This window comes from Pseudomonas sp. JS3066, assembly GCF_036328175.1.
In the GTDB taxonomy this organism is placed as follows: domain Bacteria; phylum Pseudomonadota; class Gammaproteobacteria; order Pseudomonadales; family Pseudomonadaceae; genus Metapseudomonas.
Genome location: NZ_CP143312.1, coordinates 3796616 through 3815531, shown reverse-complemented (window position 1 = coordinate 3815531; position 18916 = coordinate 3796616). Strand labels below are relative to the sequence as shown.

General features: G+C 64.4%; 8 protein-coding genes. 5 read left to right on the top strand and 3 right to left on the bottom strand.

Features of this window, described 5'->3' with window-relative positions:
* Positions 1–94 precede the first annotated feature (94 nt).
* Positions 95–721 (top strand): isochorismatase family cysteine hydrolase, encoded by a 627-nt coding sequence (locus SA496_RS17955; RefSeq protein WP_120649860.1) that lies wholly within the window; start codon positions 95–97, stop codon positions 719–721.
* Positions 722–1022: 301 nt separating this feature from the next.
* On the opposite strand, the gene SA496_RS17950 is transcribed toward SA496_RS17955, so the two are convergent.
* Positions 1023–5150 carry a sulfite reductase subunit alpha gene (locus tag SA496_RS17950; RefSeq protein ID WP_330114239.1) on the bottom strand — a complete coding sequence of 1376 codons (4128 nt, stop codon included), beginning with the start codon at positions 5148–5150 and terminating at the stop codon, positions 1023–1025.
* A 605-nt stretch (positions 5151–5755) separates the two neighbouring features.
* Between SA496_RS17950 and nirB the strand changes: the two genes are divergently transcribed.
* Together nirB and nirD are read left to right on the top strand one after the other, a co-directional pair.
* Complete coding sequence (nirB, locus tag SA496_RS17945) at positions 5756–8317, top strand: nitrite reductase large subunit NirB (protein ID WP_330114238.1); 2562 nt, start codon at positions 5756–5758, stop codon at positions 8315–8317.
* Positions 8317–8691 carry a nitrite reductase small subunit NirD gene (gene nirD, locus SA496_RS17940; protein ID WP_330114237.1) on the top strand — a complete coding sequence of 125 codons (375 nt, stop codon included), beginning with the start codon at positions 8317–8319 and terminating at the stop codon, positions 8689–8691. Before nirB ends, nirD begins: the two co-directional genes overlap by 1 nt.
* Positions 8692–9512: 821 nt before the next feature.
* Here nirD and SA496_RS17935 read toward each other — a convergent pair.
* Positions 9513–10172 carry a gamma-glutamylcyclotransferase gene (locus tag SA496_RS17935; protein WP_330114236.1) on the bottom strand — a complete coding sequence of 220 codons (660 nt, stop codon included), beginning with the start codon at positions 10170–10172 and terminating at the stop codon, positions 9513–9515.
* A gap of 466 nt (positions 10173–10638) precedes the next feature.
* Here SA496_RS17935 and SA496_RS17930 point away from each other — a divergent pair, with 466 nt between their 5' ends.
* On the top strand, positions 10639–11316 hold the full coding sequence (locus SA496_RS17930; protein WP_330114235.1) for a response regulator transcription factor: 678 nt from the start codon (positions 10639–10641) through the stop codon (positions 11314–11316).
* Here the strand turns inward: SA496_RS17930 and SA496_RS17925 are convergent.
* Positions 11313–12842 carry a sensor histidine kinase gene (locus SA496_RS17925; RefSeq protein WP_330114234.1) on the bottom strand — a complete coding sequence of 510 codons (1530 nt, stop codon included), beginning with the start codon at positions 12840–12842 and terminating at the stop codon, positions 11313–11315. The two genes, SA496_RS17930 and SA496_RS17925, sit on opposite strands and share 4 nt — an antisense overlap.
* A 71-nt stretch (positions 12843–12913) precedes the next feature.
* Here SA496_RS17925 and SA496_RS17920 point away from each other — a divergent pair, with 71 nt between their 5' ends.
* Positions 12914–18880, top strand: a complete 5967-nt coding sequence (locus tag SA496_RS17920) for a peroxidase family protein (RefSeq protein ID WP_330114233.1) — start codon at positions 12914–12916, stop codon at positions 18878–18880.
* Positions 18881–18916 lie beyond the last annotated feature (36 nt).

Below are 18916 nucleotides of genomic sequence, written 5' to 3'. Positions count from 1 at the left end.
GTCGTGGGCTGAACCGCCTTCGGCAGTCGCGGAGCGATTCAGCCAGGGCGCTCTACACTGGCACAGGTTATCGACTGCACTGAAGGGCGGCGTCATGACCTACCTACGTGAAAGCACCGGCCTGTTGCTGGTGGACCCATACAACGATTTCCTCAGCGAAGGCGGCAAACTCAACGGCCTGGCCAAACCAGTGGCCGATGCCGTGGGTACCCTGGATAACCTGCGTCGGGTCGTGGCTGCGGCGCGCAAGGCGGGCATCCAGGTGTTCTACGTTCCCCATCACCGGGCACGCCCCGACGACCTCAAGGGCTGGACGCATCCCAGCCCGTACCAACTCGGCGCCGCCCGCGCCCAGGTGTTCGCTGCGGGTACCTGGGGTGGTGAATGGCACCCGGACTTCCAGCCCCTTGACGGTGACGTGCTAGTGCATGAGCACTGGGGGGGCAGCGGTTTCGCCAATACCGACCTGGACTTCCAGCTCAAGCAACACGGCGTGCAGCAGGTGATCCTGGTGGGCATGCTGGCCAATACCTGCATCGAATCCACCGGACGCTTTGCCGCGGAGCTGGGCTACCACGTGACCCTGGTGACGGACGCGACGGCGGCGTTTTCAACGGAAGCCATGCACGCGGCCCATGAGCTGAACGGGCCGACCTATGCCCATGCGATCCTCAATACCGAGGAAGTGCTGGCGGCCCTCGCTCCCAACCCCTCTTCCTGAAGAGAAGAGGGGCTGACCGTGTTGGCTGGACCTTTCTGTGGGGGCGATTTCAATCGCGAAAGGAACTGGCATCGAGCTGACCCGAGACTGCCCTTACCTCAGCCCGATCGCTTCGCGCTCAGGGCGTGGTCAGGAGTAATCCGCGCTGGTGATTCGACATGCGCCGATTAGCAGGATGAACTCGGCTTTTCTGTAGGAGCGAGCTTGCTCGCGAAAGATCGCGCTCGGACTGTTCGCGAGCAAGCTCGCTCCTACCTACCTACCTACCTACCTACCTACCTACCTACCTACCTACCTGCCCTCAATACACATCCCGCACATAGCGCTTGTCCCGCGCCATGGCGCTGACATAGGCCTCGGCCTGAGCGGCGTCCATGCCGCCATGTTCGCGCACCACCGCCTTCAGCGCGGCGTCCACGTCCCTGGCCATGCGGCTGGCATCGCCACAGACATAGAAGTGCGCACCATCCTCCAGCCAGCGCCAGAGTTCGGCTCCCTGTTCCAGCATGCGCTGCTGCACGTACACCTTTTCCGCCTGGTCACGGGAGAAGGCGGTGTCCAGGCGATGCAGGTGGCCGCTGGCCTGCCAGGCGTGCAGTTCATCGCGGTAGTAGAAGTCGGTCGCTTCGCGTTGTTCGCCGAAGAACAGCCAGTTGCGGCCCTTGGCGCCGGAGGCTTCGCGTTCCTGCAGGAAGGCGCGGAAGGGAGCGATGCCGGTACCGGGACCGACCATGATCATCGGCCGTTGCGGGTCTGACGGCACGCGGAAGTGGGCGGATTTCTGGATGAAGACCGGTACGTCGGCCTGGTCGGCGCGATCGGCAAGGAAGGCCGAGCACACCCCGTCACGGTCACGCTCTTCACACCGGTAGCGCACGGTGGACACGGTCAGGTGAACTTCGTCCGGCGTGGCCAGTGGACTGGAGGCGATGGAATAGAGGCGCGGTTGCAGGCGCTTGAGAAAGCCCAGAAGTTCCTCCGCGCTGGCGCGGATCGGGAAGGCGCGCAGCAGGTCGGCCAGTTGCCTGCCCCAGAGCCACTGGTCCAGTTCCGACTTGTTCGCCGGTTCCAGCAGGCGTCGCAGTTCCGCACTGGCGGAGCGCTCGGCAATGAAGCGCAGCAGGTCGGGCGTGGGCCGGGCGATTTCGAAGTGCCGACCCAGGGCGTGCGCCAGCGGCATGCGGCCCTGGTCCTTCACCTCCACTTCCTGGCCGCCGTCCAGCTCCAGGGACGCCAGGACTTCCGTCACCAGCGACGGGCAGTTGCTGGGCCACACGCCCAGCGCATCGCCCGCCTGATAGCGCAGGCCGCTGCCCTTGAGGTCGAGGACGATCTGACGGGTTTCCTTGCCGGAGCCCGGCGAATTCAGCACCGGGTTGCGCAGCAGGCGGCTGGCCAGCGGGCGTTGGCGGCTGTAGATGGGAGCGTCCGCATCCTCGGCAGGGCCTCCTACGGTCTCCATAACCGGTTGCTCGACCGTGGCTCCGGCCAGTGCCCCGAGGACGTTGGCCAGCCAGGCAAGGGCCGGTTCCTCGTACTCCGGTTCGCAGTCCACACGCGGCGCCATGCGGCGGGCACCGAGTGCTTCGAGGCGCGCGTCGAGCTTGCGGCCGAAGCCGCAGAACTGGTCGTAGTTGGAGTCGCCCATGGCAAGTACGGCGAAGTCCAGGCCGGCAAGCGAGGGCGCGTTATCCGCGTTCAGTGCGCTCCAGAGCGAGGCACCGTTGTCGGACGGATCGCCATCGCCGAAGGTGCTGGCGATCACCAGGGCGGTACCGGCGCTGGCCAGTTCGGCGAGCTGGATGTCGTCCATCGAGCGCACCGTCACTGCGCGACCGTCAGCCTTGAGCCGTTCCGCACAGACAGCGGCGAAGCTCTCGGCATTACCGGTTTGCGAACACCAGAGCACCAGCAAGGGTTTCTCTGCGATGGCGGCGGGCGCCGATTGGGCCGCGGGTGCGTCCCAGCTGCGGGAGAACAGCCCGGCGAGGATGCCATCCAGCAGCAGGCGGGTATCCGCCGCCAGTGGCGCGCTGGCCGGCAGTGTGGGCACGCCACCTTGCTTGCGGCTCTCGTCGCTGCGCAGGCCGAGCAGATAGCCCTGCAGATAGCGCTGCTCGGTGGGCGCCAGGCAGAGGTCGGCGCTGGCCTCGAGGTTGAGTAGACGGGCGAAGGCGTTGATCGGCATGTCGGCGAGTTCCTCCGAAAAACCGGCAGCGTCGCTGGCCGCGACCGGTTCGACTTCCACCAAAGGGATGAGCTGGGGGCTGGCCGGAGCGACCGGCGCGAGGGCGACGGCGCTGTACTTGAACTCCGGCTGCAGCGAAATGGGGTCGATGGCGTCGCTGGTCACCGCGTTGATCGCCAGGTCCTCGCCGTAGCGGTCGTTCCAGTGGAAGGGCGCGAAGCAGTTGCCCGGTTGCACGCGGTCGGTGATTACCGCCGGCAGCACGGCGCGACCACGGCGCGAGCGCACCTCCACCTGGCCCTTGTCGACGATGCCGAGACGGCTGGCATCGCTCGGGTGAATTTCCAGGAAGGCGCCAGGGTTGAGCTTGTTCAGGGTGGTCACCTTGCCGGTCTTGGTCAGGGTGTGCCACTGGTGCTGCACACGGCCGGTGTTGAGCACCAGCGGGAAGGTATCGTCGGGCAGGTCCGCCGGTTCCATGTGCGGGCGAGCGAAGAACATACCCTTGCCATGCTCGGTGGCGAAGGCAATGGCCGGGCGGCTGCCGTCGGCGTTCAGCTTGAGCGCTTGGCTGACACCGTCATTGCGGTAGCGAATGGGATTGCGGGCGTTGGCTTCGCTGCCGGGCGGGCAGGGCCATTGCAGCGGGCCCTGGCGCAGCAGGTCGAAGCTGGCGCCGCGAATGTCGTAACCGGTCTTCGGGTTCCAGGCCTGTTTGATCTCTTCGAACACCTCGGCGGCACTGGCGTAAGTGAAGGCATCGGCAAATCCCATCGCACAGGCGACGCGGGCGATGATCTGCCAGTCCGGCAGGCTGTCGCCCGGGGCGTCCACGGCCTTGCGTGTGAGCGTGAGATTGCGCTCGGAGTTGATCATCACGCCTTCCGCCTCGGCCCACAGGGCACCGGGCAGGAGGATATCGGCATAGCGGTTGGTCTCGGTGTCGAGGAAAGCGTCCTGGGTGATCACCAGCTCGGCGGCTTGCAGCCCCTCGATGGCCAGGCGGCGATTCGGCACGGTGGCCACCGGGTTGGTGCAGATGACCCAGCATGCCTTGATGTCCCCGGTACTCATGGCTTCGAACATGGCGACGGTGCCGTTACCGCCGTCCTGGCGCAGGTGTCCGCGCGGAAGTCGCCACAGGTCTTCGATGAACGCGCGATCGTCATCCACCAGCAGCGAGCGCTGGCCGGGCAGGCCGGGGCCCATGTAGCCCATTTCACGTCCGCCCATGGCGTTGGGCTGGCCGGTGATAGAGAAGGGGCCGCTGCCTGGACGGCAGATGGCGCCGGTGGCCAGGTGCAGGTTGCACAGGGCATTGGTGTTCCAGGTGCCATGGGTGCTCTGGTTGAGGCCCATGGTCCAGCAGCTCATCCACTCCGGCGCATCGCCGATCCACTGGGCGGCCTTGTGGATATCCGCCTCAGGCAAGCCGGTGATAGCGGCCACTCGCTCCGGCGAGTAGTCCTCGAGGAAGGCCGGCATGGCTTCCCAGCCCTTGGTGTGGGTGGCGATGAAGTCAGGATTGGTATGGCCGTTTCGATGCAGCAGGTGCAGCAGGCCGTTAAGCAGGGCGAGGTCGGTGCCGGGCGTGATCGGCAGGTAAAGGCTGGCCTTGTCGGCGGTGGCGGTACGGCGCGGGTCGACCACGATCAACTTCGCACCGGCCTTGACCCTGTCCATCATGCGCAGGAACAGGATCGGGTGGCAGTCGGCCATGTTGGCGCCGGTTACCAGGAACAGGTCGGCCTTGTCGAAGTCCTGGTAGGAGCCGGGGGGGCCGTCCGAGCCCAGGGAAAGCTTGTAGCCGCTGCCGGCGCTGGCCATGCACAGCCGCGAGTTGGACTCGATGTGGCGGGTGCGGATGAAACCCTTGGCCAGTTTGTTGGCCAGGTACTGCGCCTCAAGCGACAACTGCCCGGATACATAAAAGGAGATGGCGTCCGGGCCGTGGGTATCGAGCAGGGCGCGCAGGCGCCGGGCGGTGTCGTCGATGGCCTGGTCGATGCCGGTGCGCACCGGGTCGCGGCAGCGCTCGTGTCGCAGGTAGGCATGCTCCATGCGGCCGGAGTCGGTGAGCGGCTGGGCGCAGGTGTTGCCCTTGGTGCAGAGGCGGCCGAAATTGCTCGGGTGGTCCTTGTCCCCCGTCACCTTGATCACGCGGTTGTCAGCGACTTCCATGACGATGCCGCAGCCGACGCCGCAATAGGGACACACGCTTCGTACTGTCTTGTTCGCCATATCCGTTACCTGGAGCGCAAACGAAAAAGCGCCATGCCACCCTCCGTCGGAACGGGGGAGACACGGCGCCTTTGTCGTGGGGTAGGGCAATCGGCATTGATTGCCCTGGCGGCCTTATCGCAAGGCACATGCCAAGTTCTGTTCAACGGCCTCCAAGGCATAGTGGGACGGACCTTGTGGTCATTTTTCGAGGGTAATCAGCTTGGGGATGGCCGGCTTCAGGATGGGGCGCAAGGTGCGTTATCGCACTGTTTTGGTTCTCGGTCGGGCCTTCATGGAGGGGAGGCCTGAATTCAGCCTGCCGGACTTCGGGTAACCCCGCAGGCCCCGTCACTGCTGATATACGGCATGCTGTCGGAGCCTCGGCTGGCGGGAGTTTTGCAATCTGGCACAGCCACTGCATAGGGAGGACCAGGCCCACCGCGAACAGTGTGGAGGGCGGCCCGGTAGATCAATGGCGATCACTTCCCCGGGCTGACAGGTGCGCCAGGCAGTGTGGCCCGGTGGCACCCATGAATGAACAGGCAAAGGCGCCTGGGACGATAAGTCCCAGGCGCTTTTTTTTGCCCCCAGAAAACGTGATTGGCTTGGGCCGGGTGCTACCTATGAACTCCAACGTCGCTTCCACTCCTGATGTGCTAACGCTGATCGTCATCGGCAACGGCATGGTCGGCCATCATTGCGTCGAGCAACTGATCGAGCGCGGCGCGCTGGACCGCTATCGCATCGAGGTCTTCAGCGAAGAGCCGCTGCGCGCATATGACCGTGTGCACCTGTCCGAATACTTCACGGGCCGCGATGCCGAGTCCCTGGCCCTGAGCGAAGCCAGCCTCTACCAGACGCCGGGCGTGACCCTGCACCTGGGCGTACCCGTGCTGGAGATCGACCGCGAGCGCCGCGAAGTGATCACCGCCAGCGGTTGCGTGCCGTACCACAAGCTGGTGCTGGCCACCGGCTCCTATCCCTTCGTGCCGCCCATCGAGGGTGCCGAAGGCAACTCGCGACTGGTCTATCGCACCCTGGCCGATCTCGACACCATCCGCGCCGCCGCTGCACAGGCGCGCCGTGGCGTGGTGGTGGGCGGTGGCCTGCTGGGCCTGGAAGCGGCCAACGCGCTGAAATCCCTTGGTCTGGATGCCCACGTGGTGGAGTTCGCTCCGCGCCTGATGCCGGTCCAGCTCGATGACCTGGGCGGTGCCGCCCTCAAGGCGCGCATCGAGGCGCTCGGCGTTGGTGTGCACCTCTCGAAAGCCACCCAGTCCATCGGTGCCGGTGATGACTACCGCTACCGGATGAACTTCGCCGGCGAGGACTTCCTCGAAACCGACCTGATCGTCTTCTCCGCCGGTATTCGCCCGCAGGACGCTCTCGCGCGCCAGTGCGGCCTCGAGCTGGGCCAGCGTGGCGGTGTGGCCATCGATGGCCAGTGCCTGACCTCGGATGCGGACATCTATGCCATTGGCGAGTGCGCCGCCTGGAACGGCAGCATCTTCGGCCTGGTCGCCCCCGGCTACCAGATGGCCCGCAGCGTTGCTGCGCAGCTCTGCGGTGAGGATGCCGATCCGTTCATCGGCGCCGACATGTCCACCAAACTGAAGCTGCTCGGCGTGGACGTGGGCTCCATTGGCGATGCCCATGGTGCGCTGCCCGGTGCGCGCAGTTACCGCTTCATCGACGAAGCCACCTCGAGCTATCGCCGCCTCGTGGTTTCCGCCGACGGCAAGCAGGCACTCGGCGCTGTGCTGGTGGGCGACAACAGCTACTACGACACCCTCCTGCAGTACGTGCAGAACGGCATCAAGCTGCCGGCCGATCCGGCCAGCCTGATCCTGCCGGCGGGCGAGGGCGCCCCGGCCCTGGGCGCCGATGCGCTGCCGGCCACTGCCACCGTCTGCTCCTGCCACAACGTCAGCAAAGGGGCGATCTGCTCCGCCATCGACAGCGGCTGCACCGATGTTGCCGGGGTCAAGTCGTGCACCAAGGCGGCCACCGGTTGCGGCGGTTGCGCGGCATTGCTCAAGCAGGTGGTGGAGCACGAGCTGTCCGCCCGTGGCGTGTCGGTGGACAAGAGCCTCTGCGAGCACTTCGCCTACACCCGCCAGGAGCTCTATGCACTGGTGCGCGTGGAAGGCATCGAGACTTTCGAGGAAATGCTCGCCAAACACGGCCGCGGCCATGTGGGCTGCGAGATCTGCAAGCCAGCCATCGGTTCCATCCTCGCTTCCTGCTGGAACCGGCCGATCCAGGACCCCTGGCTGGTACCGCTGCAGGACACCAATGACACCTTCATGGCCAACATGCAGAAGAACGGCACCTATTCGGTGGTGCCACGTATCCCCGGTGGCGAGATCACCCCGGAAGGCCTGATCGCCATCGGTGAAGTGGCGAAGAAGTACAACCTCTACACCAAGATCACCGGCGGCCAGCGCATCGACCTGTTCGGTGCCCAGCTCCACGAGCTGCCGGACATCTGGGGTGAACTGATCGCTGCCGGCTTCGAGACCGGCCACGCCTACGGCAAATCGACCCGTACCGTGAAGTCCTGCGTCGGCAGCACCTGGTGTCGCTACGGCGTGCAGGACAGCGTGAAGATGGCCCTGGATATCGAACACCGCTACAAGGGCCTGCGCTCTCCGCACAAACTGAAGTTCGCCGTCTCCGGCTGCACCCGCGAATGCGCCGAGGCGCAAAGCAAGGACGTGGGGGTTATCGCCACCGAAAAGGGCTGGAACCTCTATGTCTGCGGCAACGGCGGGATGCGCCCGCGCCACGCCGAGCTGTTCGCCACCGACCTGGATGACGAAACCCTGATCCGCTACATCGACCGCTTCCTGATGTTCTACATCCGCACCGCCGACAAGCTGCAGCGCACCTCGGTCTGGCGCGAGAGCCTGGAAGGCGGCCTGGACTACCTCAAGGCGGTGATCATCGACGACAGCCTGGGTCTTGGCGCAGAGCTGGAAGCACAGATGCAACTGGTGGTGGACCGCTATGAGTGCGAGTGGGCCAACGCCATCCAGGACCCGGAGAAGCTCAAGCGCTTCCGCACCTTCGTCAACGACGCGAGCGGCGATCCGGATATCCATTTCGTCAAAGAACGTGGGCAGATCCGTCCGGCGCGGGCGGCTGAGCTCACCCTGATCCCTGCAGCAGAGGAGGTGGTCTGATGGCCCAGCAGAGCGCGCAACGCATCGAAGAATTCGTACAATGGCGAGCCCTCTGCTCGCGCGGCGACCTGGTGCCAAACTCGGGCGTGGTGGCCTGGGTTGAGGGCGCCCAGGTGGCGTTGTTCTACCTGCCTGACGGAGAGCAGGGGCAACAGCTGTTCGCGGTGGATAACCACGATCCCCATGCAGGCGCCAACGTCATCGGCCGCGGCATCGTCGGTCACCTCGGCGGAGACCTGGTCATCGCCTCGCCCCTGTACAAGCAGCACTACCGCCTGGAAGACGGCGCCTGCCTGGAGTACCCACAGCAACGCTTGCGGGTCTGGCCGGTGCGTCTTGTGGGGGATGTGGTGGAGATCGGGCTGGCTGCTTGACGTGGCGCAGGACAGGTAGGAGCGAGCTTGCTCGCGAAGCTCTTGAACACAGCTATTCGCGAGCAAGCTCGCTCCTACACAAAGGCACGCGACTTCAGCTGAAGCTCAGCGCACCCTGCTTGCAGCAGCGCACCAGCGATGCTCGGCGTTGATGCGTCTTGTGGGGAGGTGGTGGAAATCGGGCTGTGGCGCAGGACAGGTAGCAGCGAGCTTGCTCGCGAAACTCTTGAACACAGCTATTCGCGAGCAAGCTCGCTCCTGCACAAAGACGCGCGACCTCAGCTGAAGCGCACCCTGCTTGCAGCAGCGCACCAGCGATGCCCGGCGTTGATGCGTCTTGCGGGAAAGTGGTGGAAACCGGGATGTGGCACAGGACAGGTAGGAGCGAGCTTGCTCGCGAAACTCTTGAACACAGCTATTCGCGAGCAAGCTCGCTCCTACACAAAAGACGCGCGACCTCAGCTGAAGCTCAGCGCACCCTGCTTGCAGCAGCGCACCAGCGATGCTCGGCGTTGATGCGTCTTGTGGGGAGGTGGTGGAAATCGGGATGTGGCACAGGACGGGTAGGAGCGAGCTTGCTCGCGAAACTCTTGAACACAGCTATTCGCGAGCAAGCTCGCTCCTGCACAAATACACGCGACCTCAGCTGAAGCGCACCCTGCTTGCAGCAGCGCACCAGCGATGCCCGGCGTTGATGCGTCTTGTGGGGCGGTGGTGGAAATCGGGCTGTGGCGCAGGACAGGTAGGAGCGAGCTTGCTCGCGAAGCGCTTGAACACAGCTATTCGCGAGCAAGCCCGCTCCTGCACAAAGACATGCGACCTCAGCTGAAGCTCAGTGCACCCTGCTTGCAGCAGCGCACCAGGGCTTCTTCCAGCTTGCGGTCGGGCATGGCGTGGGCGCGCAGGGTGCTCGCGGTTTTCTCCACGTAGTCCCGCGTGCTGCCGTAGTGGCCGCTTGCACCGTCGAACACCTTGCGCAGCACATGGTCCGGCAGGGCTCCGGCATAGCAGGCGAAGTCGCGGCGCAACACGAAGCCCAGGGCTTTCACCTGGGCACCGCCTTCCAGCTGGCAGTTGAGCCATTTCGGCTGATAGGCGGCGTCGGGCATTTCCCGTTGCCAGAGGGCGAACAGGTGTTCCTGTAGCTGTTCTTCCGGCAGGCGGTAGGCGAAGCCCGCGCAGGAGCCACCACGGTCCAGGCCAAGCACCAGTCCCGGCGTTTCCGGAGTGCCGCGATGGATCAGCGACCAGAGGTAGAGCCCACGGTGATAACCATGGATGCGCGCGCGGCGGGATTCCACCGTGGGGCATTCCGGTCGCCAGATCAGCGAGCCGTAGGCGAACAGCCAGACCGGCCCGCCGCGATGGCACGCCATGGTGTTTTCCAGGGAAGCGAGCAGTTCCGCGCGAGTGAGCTGAATCGGCTGCTCGAGCAGAGGCGGGTAGAGCGTGAAAGGTGTTTCTGGAGTGCTGCCGGCCATAAGTGAACTGCAATTATGGTGAGGTACGGACCCTTCCAGGGTACGGCTCCTGTTTTATCAGTTGGCGGGCTTTTGGCGAACTGGAGATCGTCGAATTCCGCACAAATTTCCAACTGCCGCAGCTGACCATGACTCATTGATGAAGGAAAGGAATTACCCGCCATAGGTTTATCGCCAGAGGCGATAACGCCTTTCTGCTGAGGCCTGCTGCCTCGGTGCCGGCGAGCTGCGCCGCAGCGTGCTTCGATGGGGTGGCCGACGGTCGCGCGGGCTACCGTTTGACCGGGAAAACCGTGCTTTCGGCGGGGGCTTTTCAGTCCGCAGCAACATCGGTCCCGGAGCGCTGCTACTACTCAGGAGTGTCGGGGGACGTTCGCCCCGCAATCGGGGCTGCCCCGAACCCGCCCGTTGCCGGCTTGCTGCCGCCGGTCTTGTGCGGCCTGTGTACGTCGGGGAGAACCTTATCGTGGAAGCCAGGATCAGGATCGGCATCGTCGACGACCATCCCCTGCTCAGGCAAGGCGTGGCCTCCGCACTCAAACGCATCGGAGACTTCCAGGTCGTGGAGCAGGGAGGCTGCTCGGAAGATGCTCTGGACATTGCCCTGCGCCTCCAGCCTGACGTTCTGCTGATGGATGTGAACATGCCGGGCGACTGCTTCGCTGCCGTGCGCCGGATCACTGCCGAAGCGAATGGGGTGCGGGTGCTGATGCTGACCGTTTCGGAAAGCGAGGACGATGCCTACGCCGCACTGGAGGCCGGTGCCCAGGGCTACGTGCTCAAGGGGGTCAGTGGGCCAGAGCTGGTGCAGGCGATCCGCACCGTCGCCGGCGGTGGCAGTTTCATCACGCCAGCATTCGCCAGCCGCCTGCTGGGAAGAATGCGGCGGCGACAGGATGTTGAGCGACACCGGATCGAGCTGACCCACCGCGAGGAACAGATCATCCGCGAAGTGGCCAACGGCCTGACCAATCGCGAAGTGGCCGACAGGCTCAACCTGAGCGAGAAAACCGTGAAGTACTACATGACCAACGTGATGCAGAAGCTCCACGCACGCAATCGCGTGGAGGCCGTCACAGCCCTGCGGCGCCAATGGGATGAAGACAACGTGCAATCGCTCGATGCCCAGGGCAAGGCACGTTAGCGGATCACGTCCTCCTCCATCCGGAAGCGAGCGCTGACAAGGGTGCCTTCGCCCGGTTTGGACTGGATGTCGAATTGCCCCCCCAACGCTTCCACGCGATAACGCATGCCGGCGAGCCCGAGTCTGCGCCGGCCTTGGCCATTGCTGGCCTGGTCGCCAGGGATGAAACCGTTGCCGGTGTCCGCCACCTGCACTTCCAACTGCCCGTCGCGCATCCGGGCCGAGAGCTTCTGGCCCTGGCCGCCGGCGTGCATCACGGCATTGTTCAGGGCTTCCTGTGTAAAGCGGTAGAGGCAGATCTTCAGCGACATCGTGGCGTTGGCCGGTAGCGGCTGGATGTCCAGCTCCACCTGGGTATCGGTACGCTGTTCGTGGCGCTGCACCACCAGGCGCAGGACTTGTTCCAGACTCAGTTCGTTGATCTCCGGTACCGCCAGTCCGCGGGAAATGTCGCGAATCTCCCGGAGGGCGTCCTGGCCTGCGCTGCGCAGGGTTTCCAGGGCATCGCTGTCGAGGGATTCGTCCTGCTGTTGCAGGCGCTCGCGCAACTGGGCGAGTTCGTCCAGGCGCACCAGGATGAGTGTCAGCAACTGTGCCGGACCATCGTGCAGGTCGGCACCCAGGCGCCGCAGGGTCAACTCGCTGATGCGCGAGAACTCCTGGTTGGCGGTCGTGATGCGGCGCTGTAAATCGGCGTTGTGGGCATGCAGGCTTACCTGTTCGGCCATTCGCTGTTTCAACGCCAGTTGCTGATGTTCGATGATGCGTTCGCCACGGCGCACCACGAAGAAGAGCAGCCCCAGCATCGCCAGCGTGGCCGATCCTACGACCGCCCAAACCTGCAGGCGCACGGTGTGGATTTCCTGCTCCAGCTGATCGGCCCGCTCATAGAATTCGCCAACCGCCACCACCTTGCCCGAGCCGGTTTCCCGTAGCGGTGCGTAGATCTCGTAGAGAGGGACCTTGAGACCGCGTTCGAAGGCGTTCTCCTCCTGGCCTAGGTCTTCCAGGTTGGTGACGATGGCGCCCTTGAGCGCCTCGTCGATCTCATCGGTAGGAAATTTGCGGTGCACCACCGACTTGTCGGTGCTGTAGATCACGGTGCCGTCAGGGCGCCAGATCTTCACCGAGGCCACATGGCGATTGAGGCTGCTGTTGATAATCAACCGGTCGATGGCCGCCGCGCTTTCCGGGGGGATGTCCTGGGTCCGCGCCAATTCCTGCACGAAGGGTTCGAGGAAGTTTTCCATGTACAGCGCACCGGCCTGCGCCGCCGACTGCACCGCGGCCCGTTCGATGCGCTGGCTCACCAGATTGCCCACCAGGCTCATGGTCAGGCCGAGGATCAGGGCGGCGGCAATGACGAACTGGGTGGAGCGCTTGAGCTGGCGGATTCGTTGGCGCAGGCGCCTCCCCCAGGAGGGCTGCTCACTGGACGTTGGTCCAGGTTCCGATTGGACCAAAGTCGGGTCGTCGTCTTGACCCAAGGTCCGCTGATTTGGTTCGACCTTCGCATCTGCGGGCATTCGCCGGACTCCTCGATGCTTTCTCCCAGGCCCTTGGAAATGCCTGCCCGAATGGGTAGCGGGAGAAAGCCATGTACAGCCTGAAAAGCTTCACGCTCAACCTGAAGGATATTAGCTACTTGCAGCAGCAGGTCAGCTTCCCCACGCTGCGCGTGGTGGGTTACACCGTCGTGGGTGAACCCCTGTTCGGCTATACCGGCTCCGATGGCACGGTGCACGTGCTGGGTATAGACGGCAGTTTCGATCCACTGGCCATCCCAGCCGGGGAGAGCGTCTGGTACAACGGCGCGCGCGACCCCATCGGCCTGCGCAACGTGTCCGGTTACTTCAATAACCTCACTCACGATGGCCATGCCTGGGGCAGCTTCGGGCAAGACTTCATCCGCCTGACACTGCCCGACTACAGCCAGTACGTGCAGCAGAACGCCGGCAATGCGGCCTGGCAGGACTACCTGTCCAGTCACCCCGACGCCCAGCTTGGCGCACCAACGTCCTACGCCGATCCGACCGCGTCGCTGGTGGACTACACGCCGAGGATGATCAGCCAGACCATCGTCAGCGGCGGGGTGGTTTTCGCCCGCGACGCCCAAGGCCACATCCTGCATGACGCCAACGGCGTCGCGGTGGTCAGCGATCCGGGTCTGCTCGGGCAACTGGGTGAAGCCGACCCCACGTCACCCAGCAGCGGCCAATACTTCATCCGCAACCTCAACACCGTCTCTGGCGACCCCTCGACCACGGGCTGGTTCACTTTGTTCGGCCAGTTCTTCGACCATGGCCTGGACTTCATCGACAAGCCGAGCAAGACCGCCACCATCACCATTCCCCTGGCGCCCGACGACCCGCTCTACGGCTCAATTGGCCCGGACGGCCAGCCAGTGCATTCGCTCACCATCCACCGGGCCAGCGTGGGCAGCGTCGACGCCGCCGGCAATCCGCAATACCGCAACCTGGATTCGCCCTACATCGATCAGAACCAGACCTACGGTTCGGATGCTTCTGTCACCCAGTTGCTGCGCGAATGGGTTGCCGACCCGGCCAATCCTGGCCAGTTCCGTGCGGGGGCACGCCTGTTCGATGGCACCACCCTGAGCGACGAGGCTGCCTGGACGCTCAATGGCGTACTCACCCATCAGACCTTGCCGACCCTCAACGAGCTGCGCGCCCACATCGTCGCCACCGGACGTGACGACCTGACCTGGGACGACCTGGCCAACTTCCGCGTACGTGATGATGCAGGCCATGTGCTGGACGCCGACTCGTCCACCCCTGGTGTCCAGGTAGTCCTTACCCGCGAAGCCCTGCTTCTGGACATGAACCCGCACTTCGATGACGCGCACATTGATGTGGCTCGTCTCATGGCCCTGGACAGCCACCTGGTGAGCGTGACCTTCGACCCGACGAACCCCTACGGGATCTTGTTCAACTACGACAACGGCCCGAGCAAGTCCCTGTTCGGCCTGGTCAATCCTGCCGATTTTTCCATCTTTGCCGATCCGGACACGGCCGATTACGCGGTCGCCAACGAACTGTTGCTGGAGTCGGTGGGCGACCACTACATCGCCGGCGATGGCCGCGCCAACGAGAACTACGGGCTGACTGCGATTCACCACGTGTTCCATGAGGACCACAACGTCCAACTGATCAACCTGCAGCAGGAAATCCTCCAGGCCGACGTGGGTGTGCGGCACAACTGGCAGGTGGGTATCGCCAATGGCGTTGGCGGCTTCTACAGCGACGCCGCCGGCAACTACACCCTCGCCGACGGCGTGACGCTCTCCTGGGACCAGGACAAGCTGTTCACCGCCGCCAAGCTGGCTGTGGAGATGGAGTACCAGCACGTTGCCATCGACCAGTACGCCCGCCTGATCACGCCGGACCTGCCGGAGTTCGTCACCTACGACTCCGGCATCAACGCCAATATCTCCCTGGAGTACGGCCAGGCCGCCTTCCGTTTCGGTCACTCGCAGTTGCGAGAAACCATCGACGCACTGGAGCGCGATGCCAGCGGTGCCTATGACTTGACCGGCGCCATTACCCGCTATGCGCTGGAGAAAGCCTTCCTCAATCCCGGCGGCTTCGCCGATATCGGTCCGACCGCCATTGCCCTCGGCATGACGCGACAGGTCAGCAACGAGATCGACGAGCTGGTCACGCCGGCACTGCAACAGGGCCTGCTGGGACAGCCGCTGGACCTGGCCACGATCAACCTGGCACGTGGCCGCGACCTGGGGCTACCAACCCTCAACGGGGCGCGTCAGCAGATCCATGACGCGCTGATTGCCGAGCGACAGACGCCGGCCGGCTCCCAGCACCACACCAACCTGATCGTGGATGCGCTGACGCCTTATACGAGCTGGAGCGATTTCGCCAACAACATGATCCACCCCGAGTCTCTGGTGAACTTCATCGGCGCGTACTCCTTCGACGGCGACGTGGCCCATGCCCAGGCCATCATCGATGCTGACCAGACCGGGCTGGACGTGACCTGGGCCGGTGGCGTGGTGACCGCCGAAGACGCGGCGCGCTTCCTGTCCAACGCCGCAGACCAGAACGGCAACTTCGTCGCAGGTTCGGATGGCTTCAACCACATCGACCTGTGGATCGGCGGACTGGCCGAGAAGCATGTCTACACCGGCCAGCTCGGTACCACCTTCAACGCCATCTTCGAAGACCAGATGGAGCGTCTGATGGATGGCGACCGCTTCTATTACCTGTTCCGCCTGGACCTCGGCCTGCCAGGCATGACCAACCTCAATGAGCAAGTGGTCACCGAGCAGTTCAAGGACATCATCGAGCGCACCACCGATGCCCGGCACCTGGCGGGCGACGTGTTCGGTTACATGGACAGCTACATCGAGCTCAGTTACCAGGACTCCGGGGCGACTGCCACCGCCTACAAGAGCGAGCACAAGTACGGCCGGTTGGTGGATGCCAACCAGATGGGCGTGTACTCCACGGGCGGCGCAGGCGGTATCGGCGGCAACGGCTTGTTGATCAACCTGATCAACCCGGAAACCCATGTTTCCAGTTCATTCATCCGTGACTACCGTCCTGACCAGGGCGAGAACCCGGATGGCACCGCAGCGGTAGGCTACAACTCGCACGAGGTGGTAGCCGGAACCGACTACGCCGACTGGCTGGACCTGGGCGATGGCGATGACACCGGCTATGGCGAGGATGGCAACGACATCCTCGACGGCAAGGCCGGCGCCGACCACCTCTACGGCGGCAACGGCAACGACGTGATCTATGGCGGCGACATCGAGGACTTCCTGGACGGCGGTGACGGCGATGACATCGTCTACGCCGGCACCAGTGCGGGTGCCATCGACATCGTCATAGGTGGCAACGGCAATGACCATCTCTACGGCGAGGCCGGGATCGACGAGCTCTACGGCGGCGCGGGCAATGACTACATCGATGCCGGTGGCGACACCGACCTGGTCCACGGCGGTGATGGCAGCGACGAAATCTACGGCGGAGACGGGCCCGACATCCTTTTTGCCGAGGCCGGGGATGACATCATTTCTGGCGGCTCGACCGGTGACCAGCTGTTCGGTGAGGAGGGCGACGACATTCTCCTGCCGGGGATCGGCGGTGCACCGGGGCAAGGTGACGGGGACGAAGCACTCGGCGATGTCGGCTTCGATATCGCGGCGTTCAGCGATGTGAACATCCAGCTGGATGCCGCCGCCGACCTCAACCAGCAGAACATCATCGCGGCACCCGGTACCAACGTGATGTTCCAGCCGTTCAACGCCCTGCTGGCAAACATCGAAGGCCTGGTCGGCTCGCGCTTCAGTGATGCACGGGCCAATCCAGCCAGCCCCGCCAACCCGACGGCGGGCCTGATCGGTGACGGCAACGAGAACTGGCTGGTAGGCGGTAGCGGCGACGACGTGGTGCAGGGCAATGCCGGCAACGATGTGCTGGTGGGCGACTCCATTGGTCTGGCCGACCTCAACCATCTGCTCGCCTCGCAGGGATTCGCCCAGCACTTCACTGGACTGCAGGCCGCGCGGTCAGGCTTCGTGCTCGGCGACAACCACGCCGGCGGAACAGCGGATGGCGCCGCCGATGAGGCGGTCTACAGCGGTAACTTTGCCGACTACAGCATTACCCTGATCAGCGATACCAATCCGGGAAGCAATGAGATTCGGGGCTTCAGGATCACGGACAAGCGTGTCGGTGCCGCCAACCTGGACGCAACCGACCTCCTGGTCGGCGTCGAGAAAGTCCGCTTCGCGGATCGCACGGTCACGCTCGACGTCAACAATCAGCTCGCAACAGGCAAGCCGCTGGTGACCGGCTATGCCACTGCCCCGACCACCCCTAGCCGGCCATTGCCGACGCAGTACCGCCTGACCGCCAGCACCGTTGCCATCCAGGACGCCGATGGCATTCCCTCCGGTGCTGGTGCGTTCAGCTTCCAGTGGCAGGTACTTTCGGGGGCCGTCTGGGCCGCGATCAATGGCGCTACTGCTTCGACCTACGCGCCGGTGGCTGCGCAGGTGGGCCAGCAGTTGCGGGTGGCAGTCAGCTTCACGGACAACCATGGCGTAGTGGAGACGGTCTACTCCGATCCCACTGAAACGGTCGGGCGGTTCATCGAGGGCACCACCTTCAATGACAACGGCCTGGGCGGCTTCCTCGACCGTGCGGCTCTGGTGGGGACCGCCTTCCAGGACGTTATCCTCGGCAACGCCGGCAACGATGTGCTCAGTGGTGGCGACGGCAGCGACCTGCTGGACGGCGGGACCGGCAATGACAGCATGAGCGGTGGGGCGGGTAACGACACCTACGTCGTCAACACCACGGGGGACGGCGTGACCGAAGCCCTGAACGGTGGGATCGATACCGTACGGTCTTCGGTGAGCTTCAACCTTGCTGCCAATGTCGAGAACCTGACGTTGACCGGCACCGCCAACATTAACGGCGTCGGCAATGGACTGGACAACTGGCTGGTGGGTAACGCCGGCAACAACCGGCTCGTCGGCCAGGCCGGCAACGATAGCGTGGAAGGCGGCGGTGGAAGCGACACCCTCGTGGCTACGGTGGGCGACGGCAATGACCACTATGACGGCGGCGAAGGCGTAGACACCTACGACCTGTCCGGTACTGCTGCCAACGCCAGCGTCGACCTGGCTGCCGGTACCGCCAGCAGCGCCCAGACCGGCAATGATGTGCTGGTGTCCATCGAGAATGTCCTGGGCAGTAGTGGCGCCAACCAGATCATGGGTAACGCTGCGGACAACCGCCTCGAAGGACTCGGTGGCAACGACAGCCTGTCCGGCGCGTCCGGAAACGACACCCTGACCGGAGGGCAGGGCAACGACAGTGCCAGTGGCGGTGTGGGTGACGATCGCTTCGTGGCGGGCCTGTTCGACGGCAATGACATCTACGCCGGTGACGACGGACTGGATACCTACGACCTTTCCGCCACCGGAGCGGCAGCCGTGGTCAACCTGACCACTGGAGTGGCCGGCAGCAGTCAGATCGGTAACGACCTGTTGAGCGGCATCGAGAGCGTTGTGGGCGGGACGGGGGCCGATACCCTGACCGGTGACTCACTGGCCAACCAACTGGCCGGCGGCAGTGGCGACGACAGTCTCAATGCCGCGGCCGGCGCCGATGTCCTCACCGGCGGTGCAGGGCGCGACCTGCTCACCGGTGGCGCGGATGCCGACATCTTCGCCTTCGCCGCGCTCAACGAATCGGGTACCAGCGGCGGTACTCGGGATGTGATCAACGACTTCCAGCTCGGGGTCGATCGCATCGATCTTGGCCAGATCGATGCGAGGACTACAGGGCCTGGCAATGCGGGGAACCAGGACTTCAGCTTTCTTGGCGAATGGAATGGTGCCGGCAACGAGTTCAACGGACAGGCTCAGCTGAGGTTCCACTACGTCAACGTCGGTGGTGTCGAGCACACCTATGTGGAGGGCAACGTGAACAACAACAACGCCGCCGACTTCCAGATCGACCTCGTTGGGCATGTCGCCCTGGCAGCGGGTGACTTCATCGGCGTGGTCTGAACGCCAACCACCCTGCGTCCCGCCGGAGGACAGGGC

What these genes read in the sequence shown, in the direction of transcription:
- SA496_RS17955 (WP_120649860.1), top strand. Translation starts at nt 95, where the DNA reads ATGACCTACCTACGTGAAAGCACCGGCCTGTTGCTGGTGGACCCATAC.
- SA496_RS17950 (WP_330114239.1), bottom strand. Translation starts at nt 5,150, where the DNA reads ATGGCGAACAAGACAGTACGAAGCGTGTGTCCCTATTGCGGCGTCGGC.
- nirB (WP_330114238.1), top strand. Translation starts at nt 5,756, where the DNA reads ATGAACTCCAACGTCGCTTCCACTCCTGATGTGCTAACGCTGATCGTC.
- nirD (WP_330114237.1), top strand. Translation starts at nt 8,317, where the DNA reads ATGGCCCAGCAGAGCGCGCAACGCATCGAAGAATTCGTACAATGGCGA.
- SA496_RS17935 (WP_330114236.1), bottom strand. Translation starts at nt 10,172, where the DNA reads ATGGCCGGCAGCACTCCAGAAACACCTTTCACGCTCTACCCGCCTCTG.
- SA496_RS17925 (WP_330114234.1), bottom strand. Translation starts at nt 12,842, where the DNA reads ATGCCCGCAGATGCGAAGGTCGAACCAAATCAGCGGACCTTGGGTCAA.
- SA496_RS17920 (WP_330114233.1), top strand. Translation starts at nt 12,914, where the DNA reads ATGTACAGCCTGAAAAGCTTCACGCTCAACCTGAAGGATATTAGCTAC.